The 23214-nt window shown below is 28.7% G+C and carries 8 protein-coding genes and 1 CRISPR repeat array; of the genes, 7 read left to right on the top strand and 1 reads right to left on the bottom strand.

Translation table 11 applies throughout. From position 1 onward, the window contains the following. The first annotated feature begins 12 nt into the window (after positions 1–12). The 5 genes from cas1b to EXD82_RS03565 all read left to right on the top strand — a co-directional run bounded on the left by cas1b (position 13) and on the right by EXD82_RS03565 (position 20746). Complete coding sequence (gene cas1b / locus EXD82_RS03585; protein ID WP_142535543.1) at positions 13–1005, top strand: type I-B CRISPR-associated endonuclease Cas1b; 993 nt, start codon at positions 13–15, stop codon at positions 1003–1005. A 12-nt stretch (positions 1006–1017) separates the two neighbouring features. Next, entirely contained in the window at positions 1018–1296 is a 279-nt protein-coding gene (cas2, locus tag EXD82_RS03580) for a CRISPR-associated endonuclease Cas2 (RefSeq protein ID WP_142535542.1), read from the top strand. Between the two features lie 166 nt (positions 1297–1462). Then, positions 1463–16033: a CRISPR direct-repeat array (repeat unit 30 nt; unit sequence ATTAAAGTAGAACCATATTGGAATGTAAAT). A 132-nt stretch (positions 16034–16165) separates the two neighbouring features. Then, positions 16166–19417 (top strand): ABC transporter ATP-binding protein/permease, encoded by a 3252-nt coding sequence (locus EXD82_RS03575; protein WP_142535541.1) that lies wholly within the window; start codon positions 16166–16168, stop codon positions 19415–19417. 136 nt (positions 19418–19553) lie between these two features. Next, the gene (locus tag EXD82_RS03570) at positions 19554–19787 is read left to right on the top strand and encodes a DUF1653 domain-containing protein (protein ID WP_142535540.1); all 234 of its coding nucleotides are present in this window, start codon (positions 19554–19556) and stop codon (positions 19785–19787) included. Positions 19788–19906: 119 nt separating this feature from the next. Further along, positions 19907–20746, top strand: coding sequence for a hypothetical protein (locus tag EXD82_RS03565; RefSeq protein ID WP_142535539.1), 840 nt, complete (start codon positions 19907–19909; stop codon positions 20744–20746). A gap of 45 nt (positions 20747–20791) precedes the next feature. Here EXD82_RS03565 and EXD82_RS03560 read toward each other — a convergent pair whose 3' ends face one another. After that, positions 20792–21298, bottom strand: a complete 507-nt coding sequence (locus tag EXD82_RS03560; protein WP_142535538.1) for a hypothetical protein — start codon at positions 21296–21298, stop codon at positions 20792–20794. Between the two features lie 218 nt (positions 21299–21516). Here EXD82_RS03560 and EXD82_RS10275 point away from each other — a divergent pair, with 218 nt between their 5' ends. Continuing rightward, positions 21517–21708 carry a hypothetical protein gene (locus EXD82_RS10275; RefSeq protein ID WP_174919145.1) on the top strand — a complete coding sequence of 64 codons (192 nt, stop codon included), beginning with the start codon at positions 21517–21519 and terminating at the stop codon, positions 21706–21708. A gap of 300 nt (positions 21709–22008) precedes the next feature. Continuing rightward, positions 22009–23121: a coiled-coil domain-containing protein gene (locus tag EXD82_RS10420; protein ID WP_246082001.1), complete on the top strand. Its 1113-nt coding sequence runs from the start codon at positions 22009–22011 to the stop codon at positions 23119–23121. The last annotated feature ends 93 nt before the right edge of the window (positions 23122–23214 follow it).

Below are 23214 nucleotides of genomic sequence, written 5' to 3'. Positions count from 1 at the left end.
GGAAGTGCTGATATGAAAAAGAGCTATTATGTATATAACAATGGGACTTTGAAAAGAAAAGATAATTCGATGGTATTTATAAATGAAGAGGGTGAAAAAAGATATATTCCAATAGAAACCGTAGATGAGATATATGTTATGGGAGAAATGGAATTAAATACAAAGCTTATAAATTTTTTCTCGCAACATGGTATCACAGCACATTTTTTCAACTATTACAGTTTTTATTCCGGGAGTTTTTATCCAAGGGAAAAATTGGTGTCAGGTAAACTTCTTGTAAAACAGGTTGAAAGTTATACAGATAAAGAAAAAAGATTAGATATAGCAAAAAGAATTATAGATGGAGCCAGTTTCAATATATATAGAAATTTGAGATACTATAATGGAAGAGGAAAGGATCTCAAATCATATATGGATAAAATCGAGGGATTAAGAAGAGAAATCAGTAAAAGCAAAGATATAAAAGAATTAATGGGATATGAGGGTAATATAAGAAAAATATACTATGAGGCATGGAATATAATTATAAATCAGGAGATTGATTTTACCAAAAGAGTGAAAAATCCACCAGATAATGCTATCAATACTATGATTTCTTTTGCGAATACCTTAGTATATACAAAAGCTATATCTGCTATTTATGAAACTCAGCTGAATCCAACGATAAGTTATCTTCATGAACCTGGAGATAGAAGATTCTCATTGAGTCTTGATATAGCTGAGATATTTAAACCTTTAATAGCGGATAGACTGATATTTTCATTGTTTAATAGAAACCAGATTAATGATAAATGTTTTACAAAAGGACTTAATTATCTGCATCTTAATAAAGAAACTTCTCAAATGATAGTATCTGAGTTTGATCAGAGAATGAAAAAGACACTTAAGCATAAAGATTTAAACAGAAGTGTATCTTATGAACATTTGATAAAACTTGAATGCTATAAGCTAATAAAGCATATTTTAGGTGAAAAAGATTATGAACCATTTAAAATATGGTGGTAATTGGGAGGAAGTATGTATATTATTCTTGTTTATGATATAAAATTAGATAAAGAAGGTCAGAAGGTTCTTAGAAAGACTTTTAATATATGTAAGAGGTATCTTTCACATATACAAAATTCTGTATTTGAAGGTGAGTTGTCAAAATCACAGCTTATGTCATTGAAGTGGGAAATTGGAGAAATAATAAGAGAAGATAAAGATTCTGTAATTTTGTTTGAGAGTAGAAGTGATAGGTGGTTAGACAAGGAAATGTTAGGAATAAAAGAAGATAAGACAAGTAATTTTTTATAATTGTCGACCTATGATAAGTATATAATTGTAGGAGATTGACAATGTTGGAATTTGAGTTTTGAGTAGTTTTTATATTCTTTTTAGATAGGTTTTATGTTATGATTTTTAGTAGGAAGACAAGTTTTAATAGTAGAGGCCTTGTAAAGGCTTGATTGTAGAAGGATTGATTAAAGTAGAACCATATTGGAATGTAAATGTTGCCAGTCTTTTAAAAGCAGATTTTTCTAATGCCGAATTAAAGTAGAACCATATTGGAATGTAAATGTAAATGAGGAAAGCATAGAAGAATATGCAGAATTAATTAAAGTAGAACCATATTGGAATGTAAATTTATACTGACTATTTGTATATATATCTAATACAATAATTAAAGTAGAACCATATTGGAATGTAAATTTCATTATGGTTAGCGCTCGCCAGTCCATGTTGCAGATTAAAGTAGAACCATATTGGAATGTAAATTAAATGAACCATTCAGTTTATCCTCTGGCATCTTTCTATTAAAGTAGAACCATATTGGAATGTAAATTATTACTCACTTAAATCACTCCTTTATTTTTCTTGTATTAAAGTAGAACCATATTGGAATGTAAATAAAAAATTGGCATTCGAAGGATATACAGTTCCAGGCAATTAAAGTAGAACCATATTGGAATGTAAATGAATTGGTGTGTTTGATAATTCATTACTATTTTCAATATTAAAGTAGAACCATATTGGAATGTAAATGAAATAAAGGATGAGCAGACAGTAGAGTTCTACAATATTAAAGTAGAACCATATTGGAATGTAAATAGCTCCATTAACTTTGTATTTATATTGTTTTTTGTTATTAAAGTAGAACCATATTGGAATGTAAATGTTTTTTTAGGATTATATGGAAATTTAGATAGCTCTATTAAAGTAGAACCATATTGGAATGTAAATTTAAATATATTTATATAAATATTTTACAATTAAAAAATTAAAGTAGAACCATATTGGAATGTAAATTTAAGTAAGTGGGACTGTGCAGGTTTCGCACCTGCATTAAAGTAGAACCATATTGGAATGTAAATAAAAAATTGGCATTCGAAGGATATACAGTTCCAGGCATTAAAGTAGAACCATATTGGAATGTAAATGTTTAGATAAGTTATAGCACTTTTATAATCGTTGAATATTAAAGTAGAACCATATTGGAATGTAAATTATGAATGAAAATGTCAAAAAAGGAAACTATATAGAATTAAAGTAGAACCATATTGGAATGTAAATGACGCTGGAATTACTTCATAAGAGAAATAGAGCAGGATTAAAGTAGAACCATATTGGAATGTAAATGCAGTATGGAATGAAATATCTCTTGAAGAGTGGCCAATTAAAGTAGAACCATATTGGAATGTAAATATTTGGGTATTTGACAGAAGAGCAATAGAATTCTTCATTAAAGTAGAACCATATTGGAATGTAAATAGATAGTAGCTATAGTAAAGGAAATAGAATCAACTAATTAAAGTAGAACCATATTGGAATGTAAATTGTAAGCCCACATGCTTCTCCTGGTCTTAATCCCATGATTAAAGTAGAACCATATTGGAATGTAAATCTACAAAAGAGCAGGTAATGCAGTTTATAAAATATACATTAAAGTAGAACCATATTGGAATGTAAATTGTTGCAGCTTCACCTATTAATTTAACTATAGCTTCATTAAAGTAGAACCATATTGGAATGTAAATCCAAAAGAAACTGAGAATTTATATATTTTAGCTAGGATTAAAGTAGAACCATATTGGAATGTAAATTTATCTCTGTTCATTTCTGCTGCATCATAATATGCTAATTAAAGTAGAACCATATTGGAATGTAAATTTCGCTGGAATACACCAATCTGCATTGAAATAGCAAATTAAAGTAGAACCATATTGGAATGTAAATTTTTGATACATCAAATCATAGATTTTGTTGTATAGAATTAAAGTAGAACCATATTGGAATGTAAATGATCTTGTTGGAAATAAGGTATTTATGACTGGAATTATTAAAGTAGAACCATATTGGAATGTAAATTAGATAGATGCATTTGCTATTTTAGCTTGACCTACTATTAAAGTAGAACCATATTGGAATGTAAATATGACTGCCCAGGAAGTGGCGGACAGATTAGGTAAGTGATTAAAGTAGAACCATATTGGAATGTAAATACCAACAGTTCTTCCGCCTTTATTTATGTCTTTATGCATTAAAGTAGAACCATATTGGAATGTAAATGTTGAACGTTGGTTTGGTTCAGAGATACTTGAGCATATTAAAGTAGAACCATATTGGAATGTAAATGAAGGATTTAAAAACATTGTAATTGCAGATACATATGATTAAAGTAGAACCATATTGGAATGTAAATTTTGCATTTACTATTTCTTTACCTCTCATGATTTTAATTAAAGTAGAACCATATTGGAATGTAAATATTTTACATTCAGCTTTATTTGCTACAGCAGCAAATATTAAAGTAGAACCATATTGGAATGTAAATACTTTTGAATTATTTGTTTAGCATTTCTTTTATTGAATTAAAGTAGAACCATATTGGAATGTAAATCCATGGAAAAGATAGAAAGGCAAATAGTATGAAATTATTAAAGTAGAACCATATTGGAATGTAAATGATAAAAAAGGCAATCTGAGAACAGTATATTATGTGTATTAAAGTAGAACCATATTGGAATGTAAATCTATAAGAAGTGCACCTGCACCACACGTCGGGTCAATTAAAGTAGAACCATATTGGAATGTAAATACTGGAGAAATATTAAAAGCAAAAATTGAGCTATCTATTAAAGTAGAACCATATTGGAATGTAAATAAATATAGTGTATCTTCAGTTTCATATATGATATTCATTAAAGTAGAACCATATTGGAATGTAAATCAGGGTGAAAAGGGTGATAAAGGAGACCCTGGTAAAATTAAAGTAGAACCATATTGGAATGTAAATGACGAACTTAGATATAAAATTCAAGATGCAGCGACTTATTAAAGTAGAACCATATTGGAATGTAAATATTGTATGTATATCTGTTCTTGATACAACTGTTCAATTAAAGTAGAACCATATTGGAATGTAAATGGGAAAAAACATTTATTAATACAATGTCTTACTTATATTAAAGTAGAACCATATTGGAATGTAAATGGATCAATTTGGTTTTGTCTTGACTCAGCTTTAATGATTAAAGTAGAACCATATTGGAATGTAAATGACATACTTTGTGAATAAGTTTTTAAACCCAGAAATATTAAAGTAGAACCATATTGGAATGTAAATTTTACATTATCATATTATGAAAACAATAGAAAAAATATTAAAGTAGAACCATATTGGAATGTAAATGACAGAAAATATAACTGTAGAAGACGACCAGATAGATTAAAGTAGAACCATATTGGAATGTAAATATATGGCTCTGCTGAAAATGAGTAAAAGCTTAACAATTAAAGTAGAACCATATTGGAATGTAAATTCTTTTTTTGCATATCGACTTAGAAAAGACGGTGGATTAAAGTAGAACCATATTGGAATGTAAATTTTCCTGTTGGTTTAGGTTTTTTAACTCTTATTTCTTATTAAAGTAGAACCATATTGGAATGTAAATTCAGATATTAAAACTTTCTGAAACTCATCTAATAGAATTAAAGTAGAACCATATTGGAATGTAAATATCATATACTTTTATAAAAAATATTCCTCCGTCCAATTAAAGTAGAACCATATTGGAATGTAAATGGAATGTTCCCATCTTCTGTATTATTTATAAATTGAATTAAAGTAGAACCATATTGGAATGTAAATGAAGATAATTTTGATAAAAAGTCAAAAGAATACAAGCATTAAAGTAGAACCATATTGGAATGTAAATATGATTCGGCTTGCTCAAATGATAAAGGATTTAATAATTAAAGTAGAACCATATTGGAATGTAAATATTTAAACGAAGTTCTACCTCTCTTTTTGTTTTTTTAATTAAAGTAGAACCATATTGGAATGTAAATACCGTATGGACCAGACCAAAAACAAGGATTAGATCAATTAAAGTAGAACCATATTGGAATGTAAATAGTGCTGTTGTAGCACCAGTTGCAACTGCCTGTGCTGATTAAAGTAGAACCATATTGGAATGTAAATGAAAGCACAATCGAAAACAAGGCAATAAATGATTAATTAAAGTAGAACCATATTGGAATGTAAATAAGTTTATAGTGGTTCACGAAACGGATAATACTGATATTAAAGTAGAACCATATTGGAATGTAAATCTTCTGAAATTTCCTCTGATACCGGACCTACGCTGAATTAAAGTAGAACCATATTGGAATGTAAATTTTTAATAGGAGGTAGAGTAGATATGAATAATGATATATTAAAGTAGAACCATATTGGAATGTAAATTACTTCCACTAAAACGTTCATCCATCAAACTTAAAAATTAAAGTAGAACCATATTGGAATGTAAATAGATCAGTAAGTCCTGCAACTGCAAGTTTATTTGACATTAAAGTAGAACCATATTGGAATGTAAATGAAGCAATATTGTAGCATGAGTATGTCTAAATGTATGATTAAAGTAGAACCATATTGGAATGTAAATGTGAATTTAGAATTCACTCCTAAAAAAGTAATATTAATTAAAGTAGAACCATATTGGAATGTAAATTTTACTTACAGTTATTCTTTCAGGCGGTTTTAATAATTAAAGTAGAACCATATTGGAATGTAAATTTGCTCGTTCATCAAGATCATGTGTTGATTTGAAAAATTAAAGTAGAACCATATTGGAATGTAAATAACAATCATTCGCTGATTTTTCAGATAGACTAAGCGATTAAAGTAGAACCATATTGGAATGTAAATCTTGATGATTATAACAGACCAATACCGTATCCGCTTATTAAAGTAGAACCATATTGGAATGTAAATGCGGAAGGTCTTTAGGATTATACTTTTTACCATCTCATTAAAGTAGAACCATATTGGAATGTAAATATTTCTTAGTTTTCTTTTTTATCTCTTCATTTTGCCATTAAAGTAGAACCATATTGGAATGTAAATTTTAGCATTGGATCATCTTCTTTATTTTTCTTTTCTAATTAAAGTAGAACCATATTGGAATGTAAATTGAAAAAGTGAATATCATATATGAAACTGAAGATACAATTAAAGTAGAACCATATTGGAATGTAAATTAATGCCAATGCCTTTTATCTGAAGGCAGATTTTTTAAATTAAAGTAGAACCATATTGGAATGTAAATGAAGAGGATGACGAGGAAAATATGCTCGAACTTGAGATTAAAGTAGAACCATATTGGAATGTAAATCTATATCTTCGATAGCATTGCTTAAAGCTTCTAGTGATTAAAGTAGAACCATATTGGAATGTAAATTCAGTTTATCAATTCCACTTCTTATTTGTTCGATTGATTAAAGTAGAACCATATTGGAATGTAAATTTGCACAACATTTACAATAAAACATTGTATGTGGTGGATTAAAGTAGAACCATATTGGAATGTAAATTTGAAGTTCCCCATCGCTTATTCTTCTTGTTAACTTTATTAAAGTAGAACCATATTGGAATGTAAATAGTGAATTACTCGTTGCAGGACTTATACCAACGGCATTAAAGTAGAACCATATTGGAATGTAAATACAAAGGGAGAATTTAGAGAATATCTTAATAATAGATTAAAGTAGAACCATATTGGAATGTAAATGAAAAAACAAAGATATATGAACAGCAGATAAGAGCAGATTAAAGTAGAACCATATTGGAATGTAAATGTTCTTCAATCTATCATACTGGTTCTTCTTAGATTCATTAAAGTAGAACCATATTGGAATGTAAATTAGCTTCTTTTTTTCCTATTTTCAAAGAAAAATATCTATTAAAGTAGAACCATATTGGAATGTAAATATGTGAATTTCGTGGCTATTGTTTTAGCTATATTAGTATTAAAGTAGAACCATATTGGAATGTAAATATAGATACCGTATCGATAGACTATGGGGAAAAAGAAATTAAAGTAGAACCATATTGGAATGTAAATAATAATAAAAACGCGGTTTCAACAGGAGAGTACGAAATTAAAGTAGAACCATATTGGAATGTAAATGTTATGGGGAAAAACACATGATAAAAAACATATACTATTAAAGTAGAACCATATTGGAATGTAAATATTCAAAGGCAATGGGAATGAGGCTTGTAAATGTAAAATTAAAGTAGAACCATATTGGAATGTAAATGATACTTGGCGTAGTCTTTAAGCGGGTTGTAGCCGTATTAAAGTAGAACCATATTGGAATGTAAATGCTTGCGTTTTTACGAAGCCTAACGTATTTGATAGAATTAAAGTAGAACCATATTGGAATGTAAATAAAATCACCGGAAAAGGGCAAAGATATTTTGTTGATAATTAAAGTAGAACCATATTGGAATGTAAATTAGAAGCGTTGTCTCCTAGTGTTGACAGCTTTCCAGATTAAAGTAGAACCATATTGGAATGTAAATTCGCTAAGCCATCTTGAAGAAACTCGTTTAAATTTTCATTAAAGTAGAACCATATTGGAATGTAAATATTACAATTTCTGTTATATTCGATTTTATATCATCAATTAAAGTAGAACCATATTGGAATGTAAATCTTGCAAAGTCTTCAAGGCAATTTTTTAAACTTTTCATTAAAGTAGAACCATATTGGAATGTAAATATGTTTAATCAAATACATTTGCGATGTCTGAATCGCATTAAAGTAGAACCATATTGGAATGTAAATCAGAATCGGGAACAACTGCATAAGTTCTTTTTCTTGATTAAAGTAGAACCATATTGGAATGTAAATTTTAAATCGACAACAGTTGTAATATCCTTATCAACTTATTAAAGTAGAACCATATTGGAATGTAAATACATACATGTCGAACTCATATTCTTTTTCAGAAGAAATTAAAGTAGAACCATATTGGAATGTAAATTATGCTTGAAGCAAGAGAGGAAACTCCATTTTTTATATTAAAGTAGAACCATATTGGAATGTAAATATGTTTAATCAAATACATTTGCGATGTCTGAATCGCATTAAAGTAGAACCATATTGGAATGTAAATTTGATATTCCAATCGTTTTATCATATTCAAAAATAACATTAAAGTAGAACCATATTGGAATGTAAATAGTATCCCACCTTTCAGCATTGCCAGATTTAAAAGTATTAAAGTAGAACCATATTGGAATGTAAATATTCGCCTTGCTACTCTGTTCACGTTCCAACTTTATTATTAAAGTAGAACCATATTGGAATGTAAATTCTTCTGGGGTTTTAAGCAATAGCATATTAAAAGACATTAAAGTAGAACCATATTGGAATGTAAATTTTTTCACACTCTTATTTTTTAGATTTCTTTTTTAATTAAAGTAGAACCATATTGGAATGTAAATGAGCTTGATGCATATTCAGAAACAACATGGTATGGAATTAAAGTAGAACCATATTGGAATGTAAATGATGAGGTTCTAAAAATGGCTGATTTATACAAGAACGATTAAAGTAGAACCATATTGGAATGTAAATAGAGGGTTCTTTTTTTATACTTTATTTTTGGAAAGGATTAAAGTAGAACCATATTGGAATGTAAATAAATGATAGAAGGTGGTAAAAATGTTTTTTTAGATTTATTAAAGTAGAACCATATTGGAATGTAAATTCATCCAGCGATATTAGGATACAATTCTTTTGCAGCATTAAAGTAGAACCATATTGGAATGTAAATATGATCCTGGAAATACAACTGTATCAGATGAAAAAAATTAAAGTAGAACCATATTGGAATGTAAATTTAAATATTTAAGCAAATTCAAAAGGCGGGGGGACTATTAAAGTAGAACCATATTGGAATGTAAATGCTGCTTCTTTATAAGAGCCAGTATATCTTTCTTTAATTAAAGTAGAACCATATTGGAATGTAAATATCTGGAAAATTACTTTCTTCTTTTTTTCGCATTGATTAAAGTAGAACCATATTGGAATGTAAATTTACTATTTCTTTCAAGATAGTAGTCTGTACCCTCTATTAAAGTAGAACCATATTGGAATGTAAATTTTGTTCTTCCTCCTACTTCACTAAAAAATATTGAATTAAAGTAGAACCATATTGGAATGTAAATTAATTTGAGCCATCTGCTGACATTAACTTAGCATCTATTAAAGTAGAACCATATTGGAATGTAAATCATAGATTCAAACTTACCTTGTATACTTACATCCATATTAAAGTAGAACCATATTGGAATGTAAATGAAGATGTATGTATAAGAATTAAAGAACTTGCAGAAATTAAAGTAGAACCATATTGGAATGTAAATCAAGCAAATAATAGAAATAGGCTAGGGCTTTCAAAGATTAAAGTAGAACCATATTGGAATGTAAATGCAAAACAATAGCCCCGCCTATTGCCATCATCTTTTATTAAAGTAGAACCATATTGGAATGTAAATAAAACTCCTCAGAAAGTGAAAATAACGGTTAGTGTGAATTAAAGTAGAACCATATTGGAATGTAAATTCGAGTGTTACTCGTTCCCATTGAGGTCGCCTTTTAATTAAAGTAGAACCATATTGGAATGTAAATTATGCTTCACCACTCATAACATGGAATCGCCCTTCTTATTAAAGTAGAACCATATTGGAATGTAAATTACCAACTGTTCTGTATCCGTATATCCAAGCGTCTGCAATTAAAGTAGAACCATATTGGAATGTAAATGCTTAGACCCTTAACCTGATTTGGATAATGCCAAATTAAAGTAGAACCATATTGGAATGTAAATCCTGTAACCACTCCTGCAGGTACTTTTGTATCTGTAATTAAAGTAGAACCATATTGGAATGTAAATTTTTTCTCCTTTACTGGATACATTTCTTCATATATCATTAAAGTAGAACCATATTGGAATGTAAATTATTTCTGATTTTGATTTAATTATTTTGTATCTTTATTAAAGTAGAACCATATTGGAATGTAAATAAATATTTTCTTGAATTAAACTTTGAAAAAACTATTTATTAAAGTAGAACCATATTGGAATGTAAATGCTTTATATATTTTAGGTAATATTGGATATAGTTTAATTAAAGTAGAACCATATTGGAATGTAAATTTCTGTAAGCCTTTCTGAGCCTTTTTTTATTGCTTGATTAAAGTAGAACCATATTGGAATGTAAATTTAATAATATTTTTTCGTTTAGTGTTTCAACAGAAATTAAAGTAGAACCATATTGGAATGTAAATTTGGTAATTTTGTTATATCTATTTTTGTTATATCACATTAAAGTAGAACCATATTGGAATGTAAATTTCATCAATGCCTTTATTTATTATTTTTTTTAATTTATTAAAGTAGAACCATATTGGAATGTAAATCAGATTACAATAAATGGTTATAATTTCAATGTTTTTGGATTAAAGTAGAACCATATTGGAATGTAAATGAAGAAATAATTTTTAAACTTATTAAAGAAAAATAGATTAAAGTAGAACCATATTGGAATGTAAATCAAAACAATAGCCCCGCCTATTGCCATCATTCTCTCATTAAAGTAGAACCATATTGGAATGTAAATTCTTATAAAATATATATTATATCTTCAAGCCCTTGTATTAAAGTAGAACCATATTGGAATGTAAATGATATTGATGTAGATAAAGCTGATTATGAATATCGAATTAAAGTAGAACCATATTGGAATGTAAATTCATCTGGAACTGGAGTTCATCTTTATTATGTTCATTAAAGTAGAACCATATTGGAATGTAAATGATGAAACAAATTATATTGTAAACACGGAGATAATAATTAAAGTAGAACCATATTGGAATGTAAATTTTTTTGGCGATCTTAAATTATCTGATATAGATGCAATTAAAGTAGAACCATATTGGAATGTAAATGAGGTGTGGAACTGGGCAAAGCCCAGTAATACTCTCAATTAAAGTAGAACCATATTGGAATGTAAATGTAATATGTTTGGTGGTGATGATGATTATGCGTTCATTAAAGTAGAACCATATTGGAATGTAAATATCTGGTATCCGGATGAAACAAACTACATCATAAATATTAAAGTAGAACCATATTGGAATGTAAATTTCATCTCAGCTACGCAAATATAGTCAGGATTTGATGATTAAAGTAGAACCATATTGGAATGTAAATGTAACTATAACAGTTATAGCAAGTAAATCTCAGGCATTAAAGTAGAACCATATTGGAATGTAAATGAATTTTCAGCAGAAACAACAAGAAATGCTGAAAAATTAAAGTAGAACCATATTGGAATGTAAATTTACAATACAGATAATATTCATATACATGTCGCAATATTAAAGTAGAACCATATTGGAATGTAAATATATGGCTGATGTATATATAAAAACCGGTATTGCAATTAAAGTAGAACCATATTGGAATGTAAATATATGAGTTATACCAGTTAGATGAGTTTCCTAATACATTAAAGTAGAACCATATTGGAATGTAAATACTGAGGAACTAGACCCTGAATTAGTTAGGATAAATAATTAAAGTAGAACCATATTGGAATGTAAATGAAGATAGTGGAATATTCGCAAGACTTGGAAACAATTAAAGTAGAACCATATTGGAATGTAAATATAAATATAGCAAGTCCTGAGCAGATATCTATATTATATTAAAGTAGAACCATATTGGAATGTAAATATAAATATAGCAAGTCCTGAGCAGATATCTATATTATATTAAAGTAGAACCATATTGGAATGTAAATATAAATATAGCAAGTCCTGAGCAGATATCTATATTATATTAAAGTAGAACCATATTGGAATGTAAATATAAATATAGCAAGTCCTGAGCAGATATCTATATTATATTAAAGTAGAACCATATTGGAATGTAAATATAAATATAGCAAGTCCTGAGCAGATATCTATATTATATTAAAGTAGAACCATATTGGAATGTAAATTTTTAACATTGATTGAAAAGCCTCAGCAAATGTTACTATTAAAGTAGAACCATATTGGAATGTAAATGTACTTGCTATAAACTCAATGTTCTTAACTACACCCATTAAAGTAGAACCATATTGGAATGTAAATTAAATGGGTCTAAAATAGTTTCATTTTTAAAAGTTGATTAAAGTAGAACCATATTGGAATGTAAATCAGTATCTTTATCATAAGCTCCACCTCTGTTCGACATTAAAGTAGAACCATATTGGAATGTAAATGTGCATTAACTAACAGTGATATTCTATCTAATGAAATTAAAGTAGAACCATATTGGAATGTAAATATATAGGCATCTGTCAACTCAATATCACTATGTATATTAAAGTAGAACCATATTGGAATGTAAATGTGTAAATATATTTCCTGCAACAATACCTATAAAAATTAAAGTAGAACCATATTGGAATGTAAATTTGAATTATTCAAATAGTAGGCTAGACGGAAAATTGATTAAAGTAGAACCATATTGGAATGTAAATTAAGTGAAAGGTTTTTTATAGTGATAGCTATTTCTATTAAAGTAGAACCATATTGGAATGTAAATGGCTAAATCATTAGAAAATATGTCGCTGTGTCATGTGATTAAAGTAGAACCATATTGGAATGTAAATATACCTATCATTGTAGAAATTTATTTTCTGCCTTATTAAAGTAGAACCATATTGGAATGTAAATTTTGTTTTATCAAATTTCTTTTTATTGAAATTATCTAATTAAAGTAGAACCATATTGGAATGTAAATTAGGATTTCCGTTTATATCAGTTAGTACAGTATCTGTATTAAAGTAGAACCATATTGGAATGTAAATATGCTATCATCAGTAAAATCTAAATTGAAAGAAACAAATTAAAGTAGAACCATATTGGAATGTAAATGAATTATATGATTGCTGGGATGTTGATTTTTCAAAAATTAAAGTAGAACCATATTGGAATGTAAATTTCTATAATTAAATTTTTTATATTATTTTTGACTTTAATTAAAGTAGAACCATATTGGAATGTAAATTATTACTCACTTAAATCACTCCTTTATTTTTCTTGTATTAAAGTAGAACCATATTGGAATGTAAATAAATATAGTTCAGATACAGAATTATATTATAAAAGCATTAAAGTAGAACCATATTGGAATGTAAATTTTGTGTTTCAATTGATTTTACTACTTCACCATTCATTAAAGTAGAACCATATTGGAATGTAAATCTAAAGCTACTTTTATATCTATGGTCGGTACTATATATTAAAGTAGAACCATATTGGAATGTAAATTATTATATCTTTTTACATAAGCTATAACATCTCTTTATTAAAGTAGAACCATATTGGAATGTAAATATACTTTTACTGTTTCCAGTTTCATGTCCAGCGTGATTAAAGTAGAACCATATTGGAATGTAAATTTATTAAAATTGTTGTGAGTCTGGATTACTTCAATGTATTAAAGTAGAACCATATTGGAATGTAAATTTATAGACATCTACCTCACCTGCTTTTACTATAGATTAAAGTAGAACCATATTGGAATGTAAATACGAACGGGAAAAAGTTACTTTCAGCCATTTATACTATTAAAGTAGAACCATATTGGAATGTAAATTATAACGAAGTGTTATACTTGGAGATGAATGATTGATTAAAGTAGAACCATATTGGAATGTAAATTCGAGTATGCTTCCGCTACTGTCTTAATGGCCTGATTAAAGTAGAACCATATTGGAATGTAAATGATATCCAGATAGTCAGCAAAAGACATATCTGTCTCAATTAAAGTAGAACCATATTGGAATGTAAATGATGCAATGTTTGATAGAGTAGAACCTTCCATCTTATTAAAGTAGAACCATATTGGAATGTAAATGGTAAAACTGTATCAGACGCAATGGAAGCACTTGATTAAAGTAGAACCATATTGGAATGTAAATGATTCTAGCAATATTTCTTTTTCTACTTCTGTTAGAATTAAAGTAGAACCATATTGGAATGTAAATAGCGGTTTTCTTGCTTTATCAACAACTGCTTTTTCAATTAAAGTAGAACCATATTGGAATGTAAATAAATCAATCGCATTCAACACTCAAATACAAGTGCTCGATTAAAGTAGAACCATATTGGAATGTAAATATTGAAATCATCATAAGTTCATCTATTGCCATCTTTATTAAAGTAGAACCATATTGGAATGTAAATAGCGTTCAGACATTCGTAGATACAATTCAGAAAGCGAATTAAAGTAGAACCATATTGGAATGTAAATGTAATAATCTGAATCTTATGCGTCTTTCTTCCTGGTGGATTAAAGTAGAACCATATTGGAATGTAAATTACACAAGCATGAGATTAAAGGCACTAAAATATATTATTAAAGTAGAACCATATTGGAATGTAAATTATATAAAAAAACATGTTGACGTATTTCAAGCTAAATTAAAGTAGAACCATATTGGAATGTAAATTCAAGCGTCATATCCAATCCAACTATTGCAGGATGAATTAAAGTAGAACCATATTGGAATGTAAATAATTCTTATCAATCATTTCATACCTTGCAATTTGAATATTAAAGTAGAACCATATTGGAATGTAAATGGAGATGATAAAAGAACATGAAGAGTATAAGCAACTGATTAAAGTAGAACCATATTGGAATGTAAATGTTTTTACTGTTTCTGATTTAACTTCTTTTCTTGTAATTAAAGTAGAACCATATTGGAATGTAAATGAGCTTGAAAGTCATACTCTTATAGATTTATGTAATATTAAAGTAGAACCATATTGGAATGTAAATTTACTTCTGCAGTCGAGAATGGAGTCTTGTTAGCAATTAAAGTAGAACCATATTGGAATGTAAATGTAAATGAGGAAAGCATAGAAGAATATGCAGAATTAATTAAAGTAGAACCATATTGGAATGTAAATTGATATAAGAGATAAAAGAGATAGGTTATATTACATATTAAAGTAGAACCATATTGGAATGTAAATACTGATAAATTTAAATTTAACAATGACAAAACCTCATTAAAGTAGAACCATATTGGAATGTAAATGAGACACACTTTGGGGGCTTGCCAAAAAATACTATGATTAAAGTAGAACCATATTGGAATGTAAATATGAAGCGATAGAGATTATATCAAATATCGAAACAGATTAAAGTAGAACCATATTGGAATGTAAATATTTATCTTCAGCTTTTTATTAATCTTTCTGATGTTATTAAAGTAGAACCATATTGGAATGTAAATTTGCTGCAGCATTATCATCTGTTGGTTTAGAAGCAGATTAAAGTAGAACCATATTGGAATGTAAATTGCAAAAGATTTTTTCAAAAAAGCAACTGAAGATATGATTAAAGTAGAACCATATTGGAATGTAAATACGGAAGTAAAAAATACAATTGCAGCATGGACTAAAATTAAAGTAGAACCATATTGGAATGTAAATGTAAAAACATTTATTAATGAAAAAGGTGAAGAAAAGATTAAAGTAGAACCATATTGGAATGTAAATCCTTTTACTTTTACTGTAAAAGCACTTGGAGATTGTATTAAAGTAGAACCATATTGGAATATAAATAAGACTTGAACTAATGGACAGAATTTCTCATAAAGATGAAAGTATAATCATGTTGGAATATAATTAAATCTGTTATATTTGACATAATATTTGTATAAACTTAACACATCAATTAAATACAGAATATTAAAAATAAAATCCCCCTCAAAATACTAATAGTGATATAATCTTAATATGAAAAGAAAAGAGGTGACAACTTGCTACAAATCAAAAACATAAAAAAAGAATACAAAACAGGGGGACTTGTACAAAAGGCACTTGACGATGTAAGTCTAAACCTTAGAGACAATGAATTCGTTGCAATACTTGGGCCAAGTGGATCTGGAAAAACAACTCTTCTTAATATAATAGGAGGTCTTGACAGATATGACAGTGGAGATCTTGTCATAAATGGAATATCTACCAAGGAGTATAAAGATAGAGATTGGGACTCATACAGAAATCATACAATAGGATTTGTATTCCAAAGCTACAATCTTATTCCACATCAGACAGTTCTTTCAAATGTTGAACTTGCACTTACAATATCAGGAGTTTCAAAATCACAGAGAAGAGAGATGGCAAAGGAAGCTCTTGAAAAAGTAGGGCTTATAAAACATATACACAAAAAACCGAATCAGCTTTCAGGTGGGCAGATGCAGCGTGTTGCAATAGCCAGAGCACTTGTAAACGATCCTGATATAGTACTTGCTGATGAGCCAACAGGAGCTCTTGATAGCGAGACAAGTGTACAGGTAATGGAACTTTTGAAAGAAGTTGCTAAAGATAGACTTGTTGTAATGGTAACGCACAACCCAGAACTTGCAGAGGAGTATGCTACAAGGATAGTTACATTGAAAGACGGTAAAATACTTGATGATACAGATAGATTTGATGTATCAGAAGCTGACATAGTATCTGAAAAAAGTCAGAATATGGGGAAAACGTCGATGTCTTTTCTTACATCGCTTTCTCTTAGCTTTAATAACCTGAAAACCAAAAAAGGAAGAACAATTCTTACAGCATTTGCAGGTTCTATTGGTATTATAGGAATTGCACTTATTTTATCATTATCTAACGGAATTAATAATTATATAAACGATATTGAAGAAGAAACATTGTCAGAATATCCGCTTCAGATTCAGAAAGCAGGATATGATATGTCGTCTTTATTTCGGAGTATGTCAGGTTCAAATTCAAAGGATTCTGACAGCAAAAAAACAAAAGAAGATATGCGGGTTCAGGAGACACTTACAGGAATGTTTTCAACTGTAGGTTCAAATGACCTGAAATCACTTAAAAAGTATTTTGATTCAGGAAAATCAGGTATAGAGAAACATACAAAAGCTATAGAATATTCATATGGCATAGAGCCGCAGATATACAGTGCAGATACTGATAATATAAGACAGGTTCATCCTGATAAATCATTTTCTGCTATGGGTTTAGGTTCTGAAAGTACTACAAATAGTATGATGTCATCTATGATGAGTACAAATGTGTTTATGCAGATGCCGGAGAATAAGAGTCTTTATCAGAATCAATACGATGTAAAGGCTGGGAAATGGCCTTCAAAATATAATGAATGTGTACTTGTTCTTTATCCAGATGGAAGTATAAGCGATTATTTTCTTTATGCTCTTAATCTAAGGGATCCAGAAGAACTTGATAAGATGGTAAAACAGTTTGCAAAAGAAGAGGAAGTTAAAATCCCAGAAGGTAAAAACGGATATTCATATGAAGAAGTATTGAATGCAGAGTTCAGACTTGTAAATGCAGCGGACTGTTATCAATATGACTCATCTTATAAAGTATGGAAAGATAAGAAAAATGATGAAAAGTATATGAAATCTCTGGTTGAAAAAGGCGAGAAAATAAAAATAGTGGGTATAGTTCAGCCTAAGAAAGATGCTTCTATATCAATGCTTATGCCTGGAATATACTATACACCTGAACTTTCCAAACATGTTATAGAAAAAGCTTCTGAAAGCGAGATTGTAAAACAGCAGTTAAAAAATGAAGATATAAATGTATTTACAGGCAAAGAATTTAATTCAAAATCATCAGAAGGTGGATTTGATATGAAATCTTTATTCAAAGTTGATGAATCAAAATTTGCATCAGCTTTTCAGATGGATCCAAGCCGGATAAATGTCGATTTAAGCAATCTTAATAACCTTATGGGACAGGTATCTCTTCCAGGTATAAATATTTCTGATATTATAAGTAAAATAGATATAAATATATCTACTGAACAGATAAACAGTATGATATCGGATTTGGCAGCTGGGTATATGGATTATGTAAAGAATAGGCCTGAAATGGATTTTAGTATGTTGGATATTCAGGTTATGTCATATCTGAACAGTCCTCAGGTCGAAAAACTTCTTATCGACCAGGTTGAACAGGCTATAAAGGAAAATGGTGAAATAAAGCTTACAGATGCTCAGATGAAGGAAATTCTAAATACTATAATAGACGAGTTCTATAAGTATTCAGAGGAAAATAATCTTCCAGACATAATGAAAATGGGACAGTATTTTATGGAGTATATACAGACTGATGAAGCAAAAAAAATTATAAATAAACATCTTGATGAAATAGCGCGGTCAAACTCAATAGAGGAACAGATATATTCTATTCTTAAAGGATATATGGGATCTGTAACAGGTTCAATTTCATCTGCTCTTGAAAAAGAAATAACAAATAGCATGAGAAAGTTAAGTGCTTCAATGGCAAATGCTTTTAAATTTGATATGAGTGCTTTTTCTGGAGCTATGAATATGGATATGAGCGAAGAGGAAATAATGGAACTTATGACAGCAATGATGTATCAGGAAGACGAGACAAGCGAAAACAACCTTAAAAAGCTTGGATACGCAGACTTCAGTAATCCATCAGAAATATCTATATATCCTAAAGACTTTGAAGAAAAGGAAAAGGTAATAGATATATTGGATTCATACAATGAAAGAATGGAAAAAGCGGGACGGGATGACCAGGTTATATCATACACTGATATGGTCGGAAGTCTTATGTCTTCTGTAACAACAATAATAAATGCGATAAGTTATGTTCTTGTGGCATTTGTTGCAATATCTCTTGTCGTTTCATCTATAATGATAGGTGTAATAACATATATAAGTGTACTTGAGCGTAAAAAAGAAATAGGAGTTCTTAGAGCAATTGGAGCTTCAAAGAAAAATATTTCACAGGTTTTCAATGCTGAGACATTTATAATAGGAGCATTATCCGGAATAATCGGAATAGGAATGACGATTATACTTATCGTTCCTATAAATCAGATAATACACTCAGTAACAGGTAAGGATAATATAAATGCAGCACTTCCGATATTTGCAGGAATAGTTCTTATAGTTATAAGTATTCTGCTTACTCTTATAGGGGGAATAATACCTTCAAGAAAAGCTGCAAAGGAAGATCCTGTTACGGCACTTAGAACAGAATAAATTTTTAAGTAAATATAATACTCTCTGATATAATACCATCAGGGAGTATTTTGCTGTTATAAAATAAAATCAATAGGGATTATAAAAGTTGTACTTGGGGTAATATAGATATTATAAAATATAAAGGAGTTGTAATATGAGAAATATAGAAATAAAAAGATTATATAGACATTTCAAAGGAAATCTTTATTATGTACATGATATAGCTGTTCACAGTGAGACAGGAGAAAAAATGGTTGTATATCAGGCTATGTATGGTGATTATGGTATGTTTGTAAGACCTTTTGATATGTTTATCGAAGAGGTAGAGGAAGGAAGAAAAGATAATATTACAAATCAGAAATATAGATTTGAGATATTTGAAAAATAATAAATTGCAAGGTTATTAATAAGATTACAATAAAATTACAATATTCAGAAAATATTTTCTTTGAATCGTAAAAATGATAGAATCAAAAAAAGATGATTTCTGTCATAGGAGGAAGCTATATGAAAAAGAGCAGATTTTTTGTATTTATTGTAGTTTTAGCTGCCATAAGTATTGCAGGGACGTACTATTTTGTAAATAATTTTAACAAAGACAAATTTATAGGAGTATTTATTACAACAGAATCTGTAAGCAATGAATCTGGAAATGAAAAAATTTATGCTCGGGTATCAGATAAAAAAGACGGAGAATTTGTCGAAAAGGATGTAACATTTAAAAATCTGAAAGGAATAAGATTTATGGCACCTACTTTTGCCGATAAAAATGGAGAAAGTACAACTTATACAATAAGTGATCCAGAGATAATCAATTCAAATGTAGATGTTGGGGATAGAGGTACAGTAATATCTGGAGAGATATATACGTTGACAGGTGACAATAACAATTTGCCGACATATTTTTTCAATGAAGTATATCAGGAATCTAATGGAAGGATATATATTAGTAGAGATAGAGAGTTTGGTTATGAAGCAGATTCAAGAGACGAAGAAGGAGAAATGATGACTTTTTCTACCATAAAAGATGACAAGAAGACTGATTCATATGCTAAAATGTCGATATATGCAATATTTGATATCAAAGGGATAAATATATATCAGATGGATAAAAATAATACTGTTATTTCAAAATCAGAGATAGATCCGTCAAATATACCAGAAAGTATAAAGAAAACTGACGGTGCAGAGTATGTTGTTGTTGAATACGATAAAGTAGATTTAAAAGGAAATAAAGTTGTTACAAGAAATTTTTTTGAGAAAGATTATGAAGGAGATTTATTTGTAAATTTAAAATCAAAGAGTGGAAAATATATATTTAAAGAGACTAGTATAGAGATTAAATAAATATCATACCCCCAGAACTTATAATTTTAATTCTGGGGGTTATTTTTATATTCTAAAGAAACGTCGATATATAAAGATTCCAATTAATATGAGAACTGCCACAAAAATTAATGAGATAACTGTATTTCTAAAAAATCTAACCCTTCTGTAGTGATAATATTCAGACTGATTTTCTTCAAGTATTTTCTCGGCTTCTTCCTCTGAATATCCTTTAGCCATTAATTCTTCAACTATATCATCATCGGTTATACTATGGTGATTACCGCTAAGCATATGAGAAATTCCGTACATTCTAAAAAAGTTATTTGTAAGGTGTGTATTTCCAATATAGTTATAATTATTTTTATAGTTGTTTTTTCCTGAAGTATTTGATTTATTAGTGATTCTTGGAATCTTAAATGATTTTTTAGTAGTATATGAATGGTTTGTTCTTCTGAGAGAAGATGTTCCTCTACTAAAACTTCTCATTTTTGCATAAGATGTATTTGAGATGCTAACTAATGAGAAGATTAGCATTGTTGATAATAATATTAATAAGGTTTTTCTTTTCATAAATATATCTCCCTCTTTTGTTTTTTAGCTAATATATATTATACATGTTAATAGTATAATTTAATAGAATAGATGTATATATTCAAAAGTATATAGACTGATTTATACCGGGGATTGGTTTTGAAGTTAATTAATAATACTATTGATGAGGTTGTATAATAGATAGTGATTAGATAAAATAAAAAGGTTATATTTTAAGATGTGTAAAAATAGGGGCTATGCCCCTATTTTTTTCTGTATGGATAGATTTTAAAAAGAAAATAACCGAACCAGTACAAGAGGAAAAATACGTGAGAAAAATAGTTACATATCATGGAGATACTGATGCAGCTTTAATCATATCTCATAAATACAAAGCAGCTTTAATGAAGGAGTCAGATTATTATTCAAAAGAACCAAGGGCTAATTAGGTAATAAAAGTAGGTGGCAATGCTACAGACATATATATGCTACATTCAAGAATGCAGAATCGAGTTGACTCAAAACAAAACTCGAAAAAACTCGAAAGAATTTTAAATGTGATGATTATGTGATAATAATCGAAATCAATGGAGGTATATAAAAACTAAAATATTTAAAAAAATATCCTTAATAATACACAAAATGAGTAGGGGCGGAGTTGCACTTACCCATTTTGTTTTATAGAAAATGTAGAATTTTTATATAAACTATGATATTATAAATATACAATATTCTTAGGAGGAGAGAAAATGGGTTTTGTATTATTTTTATTAGTTGTTGTATGTGTAATATTTTATATTGAAAATAAAAAGCAAAATATTACACATAAAAAGTATAATAGTGTTGAATTATCATCAATTGATGATATAAATAATGCTATTCTTGAAAAAGAAAATATAATATCAGAGATTAAGGAAAAAAACGATAATTGCCAAAAGAGAATCGATAGCATAAAAAATGCAATAGCAGCTATGGATGAGTCTGTATCGGATGAGGATAAAGATGTTTTTAATGACAAGATAAAGGTCATTGAAGCTGAGATTCTTGAAAATAATAGCAATATGGATAAGCTAGAATCTGAGAAAGAGAAATTAATGAGGGATTTAGAAACAAAAAACAAAGAGCAGGAATTATCAAAAGCAGACATAAAAGAGGAGGATAGTTCTGAAGAAATCATAAATGATAAGAATGTTAAAGATATTAAAGAAGAAAATAAAATAACTACTACAAACAATAAAAAGAATTGGAAAAAAATTATACTTAGAAAAGAAACGATAATTCCGTTTGTAGTAGGGATTATAATAGGAGCATTTATATTTAATGATAGTAGTAGTATAGCTGAATATCAGGCTCAGATTGAAGAAAAAGATTCTAAAATACAGGAATTACAGGCAAAAGTTGATGAGGCGGCTCCTTGGTTTGAAATGACTGCAGCAGAACAGGCTAAAAAAGAAGCTCAGCTTCAGGCTGAAAAAGAAGCTCAGGAAAAAGCTGAAGCTGAAAAACAGGAAGCTGAAAGAAAGAAACGGGAAGAGGAAGCAAAAAAAGGATATGAAACTGGAATAACTTTTGAACAATTAGCGAGAACTCCAGATGATTATTTAGCTAAAAAAGTTAAATTTAGCGGAAAAGTTGTTCAGTCTATGGAAGATGGAACATCTGTAACTATAAGATTAGCAGTAGATGGTGATTATGATAAAATTATATTAGGAAGTTATGATTCAAGTATAATATCAGAAAGAATCCTAGAAGAAGATTATATAACAGTATATGGTTTAAGTACTGGAATATATACTTATGAATCTACAATGGGAGCTAGTATAAGTGTTCCATCTATGACTATAGATAAGATATCAAGATAGTATTATATTATTTAAAGGTGCTGTCGCATTAACGTTTTTTATAACGTTTTGCGACAGCATTTTTTCTTGTTATCAGTAAATAGTGGTTGTAAA

Source organism: Peptacetobacter hominis (assembly GCF_006861675.1).
GTDB lineage: Bacteria > Bacillota > Clostridia > Peptostreptococcales > Peptostreptococcaceae > Peptacetobacter > Peptacetobacter hominis.
The sequence above is the reverse complement of the archived record's forward strand: the minus strand, read 5'-3'. Positions and strand labels throughout refer to the sequence as shown.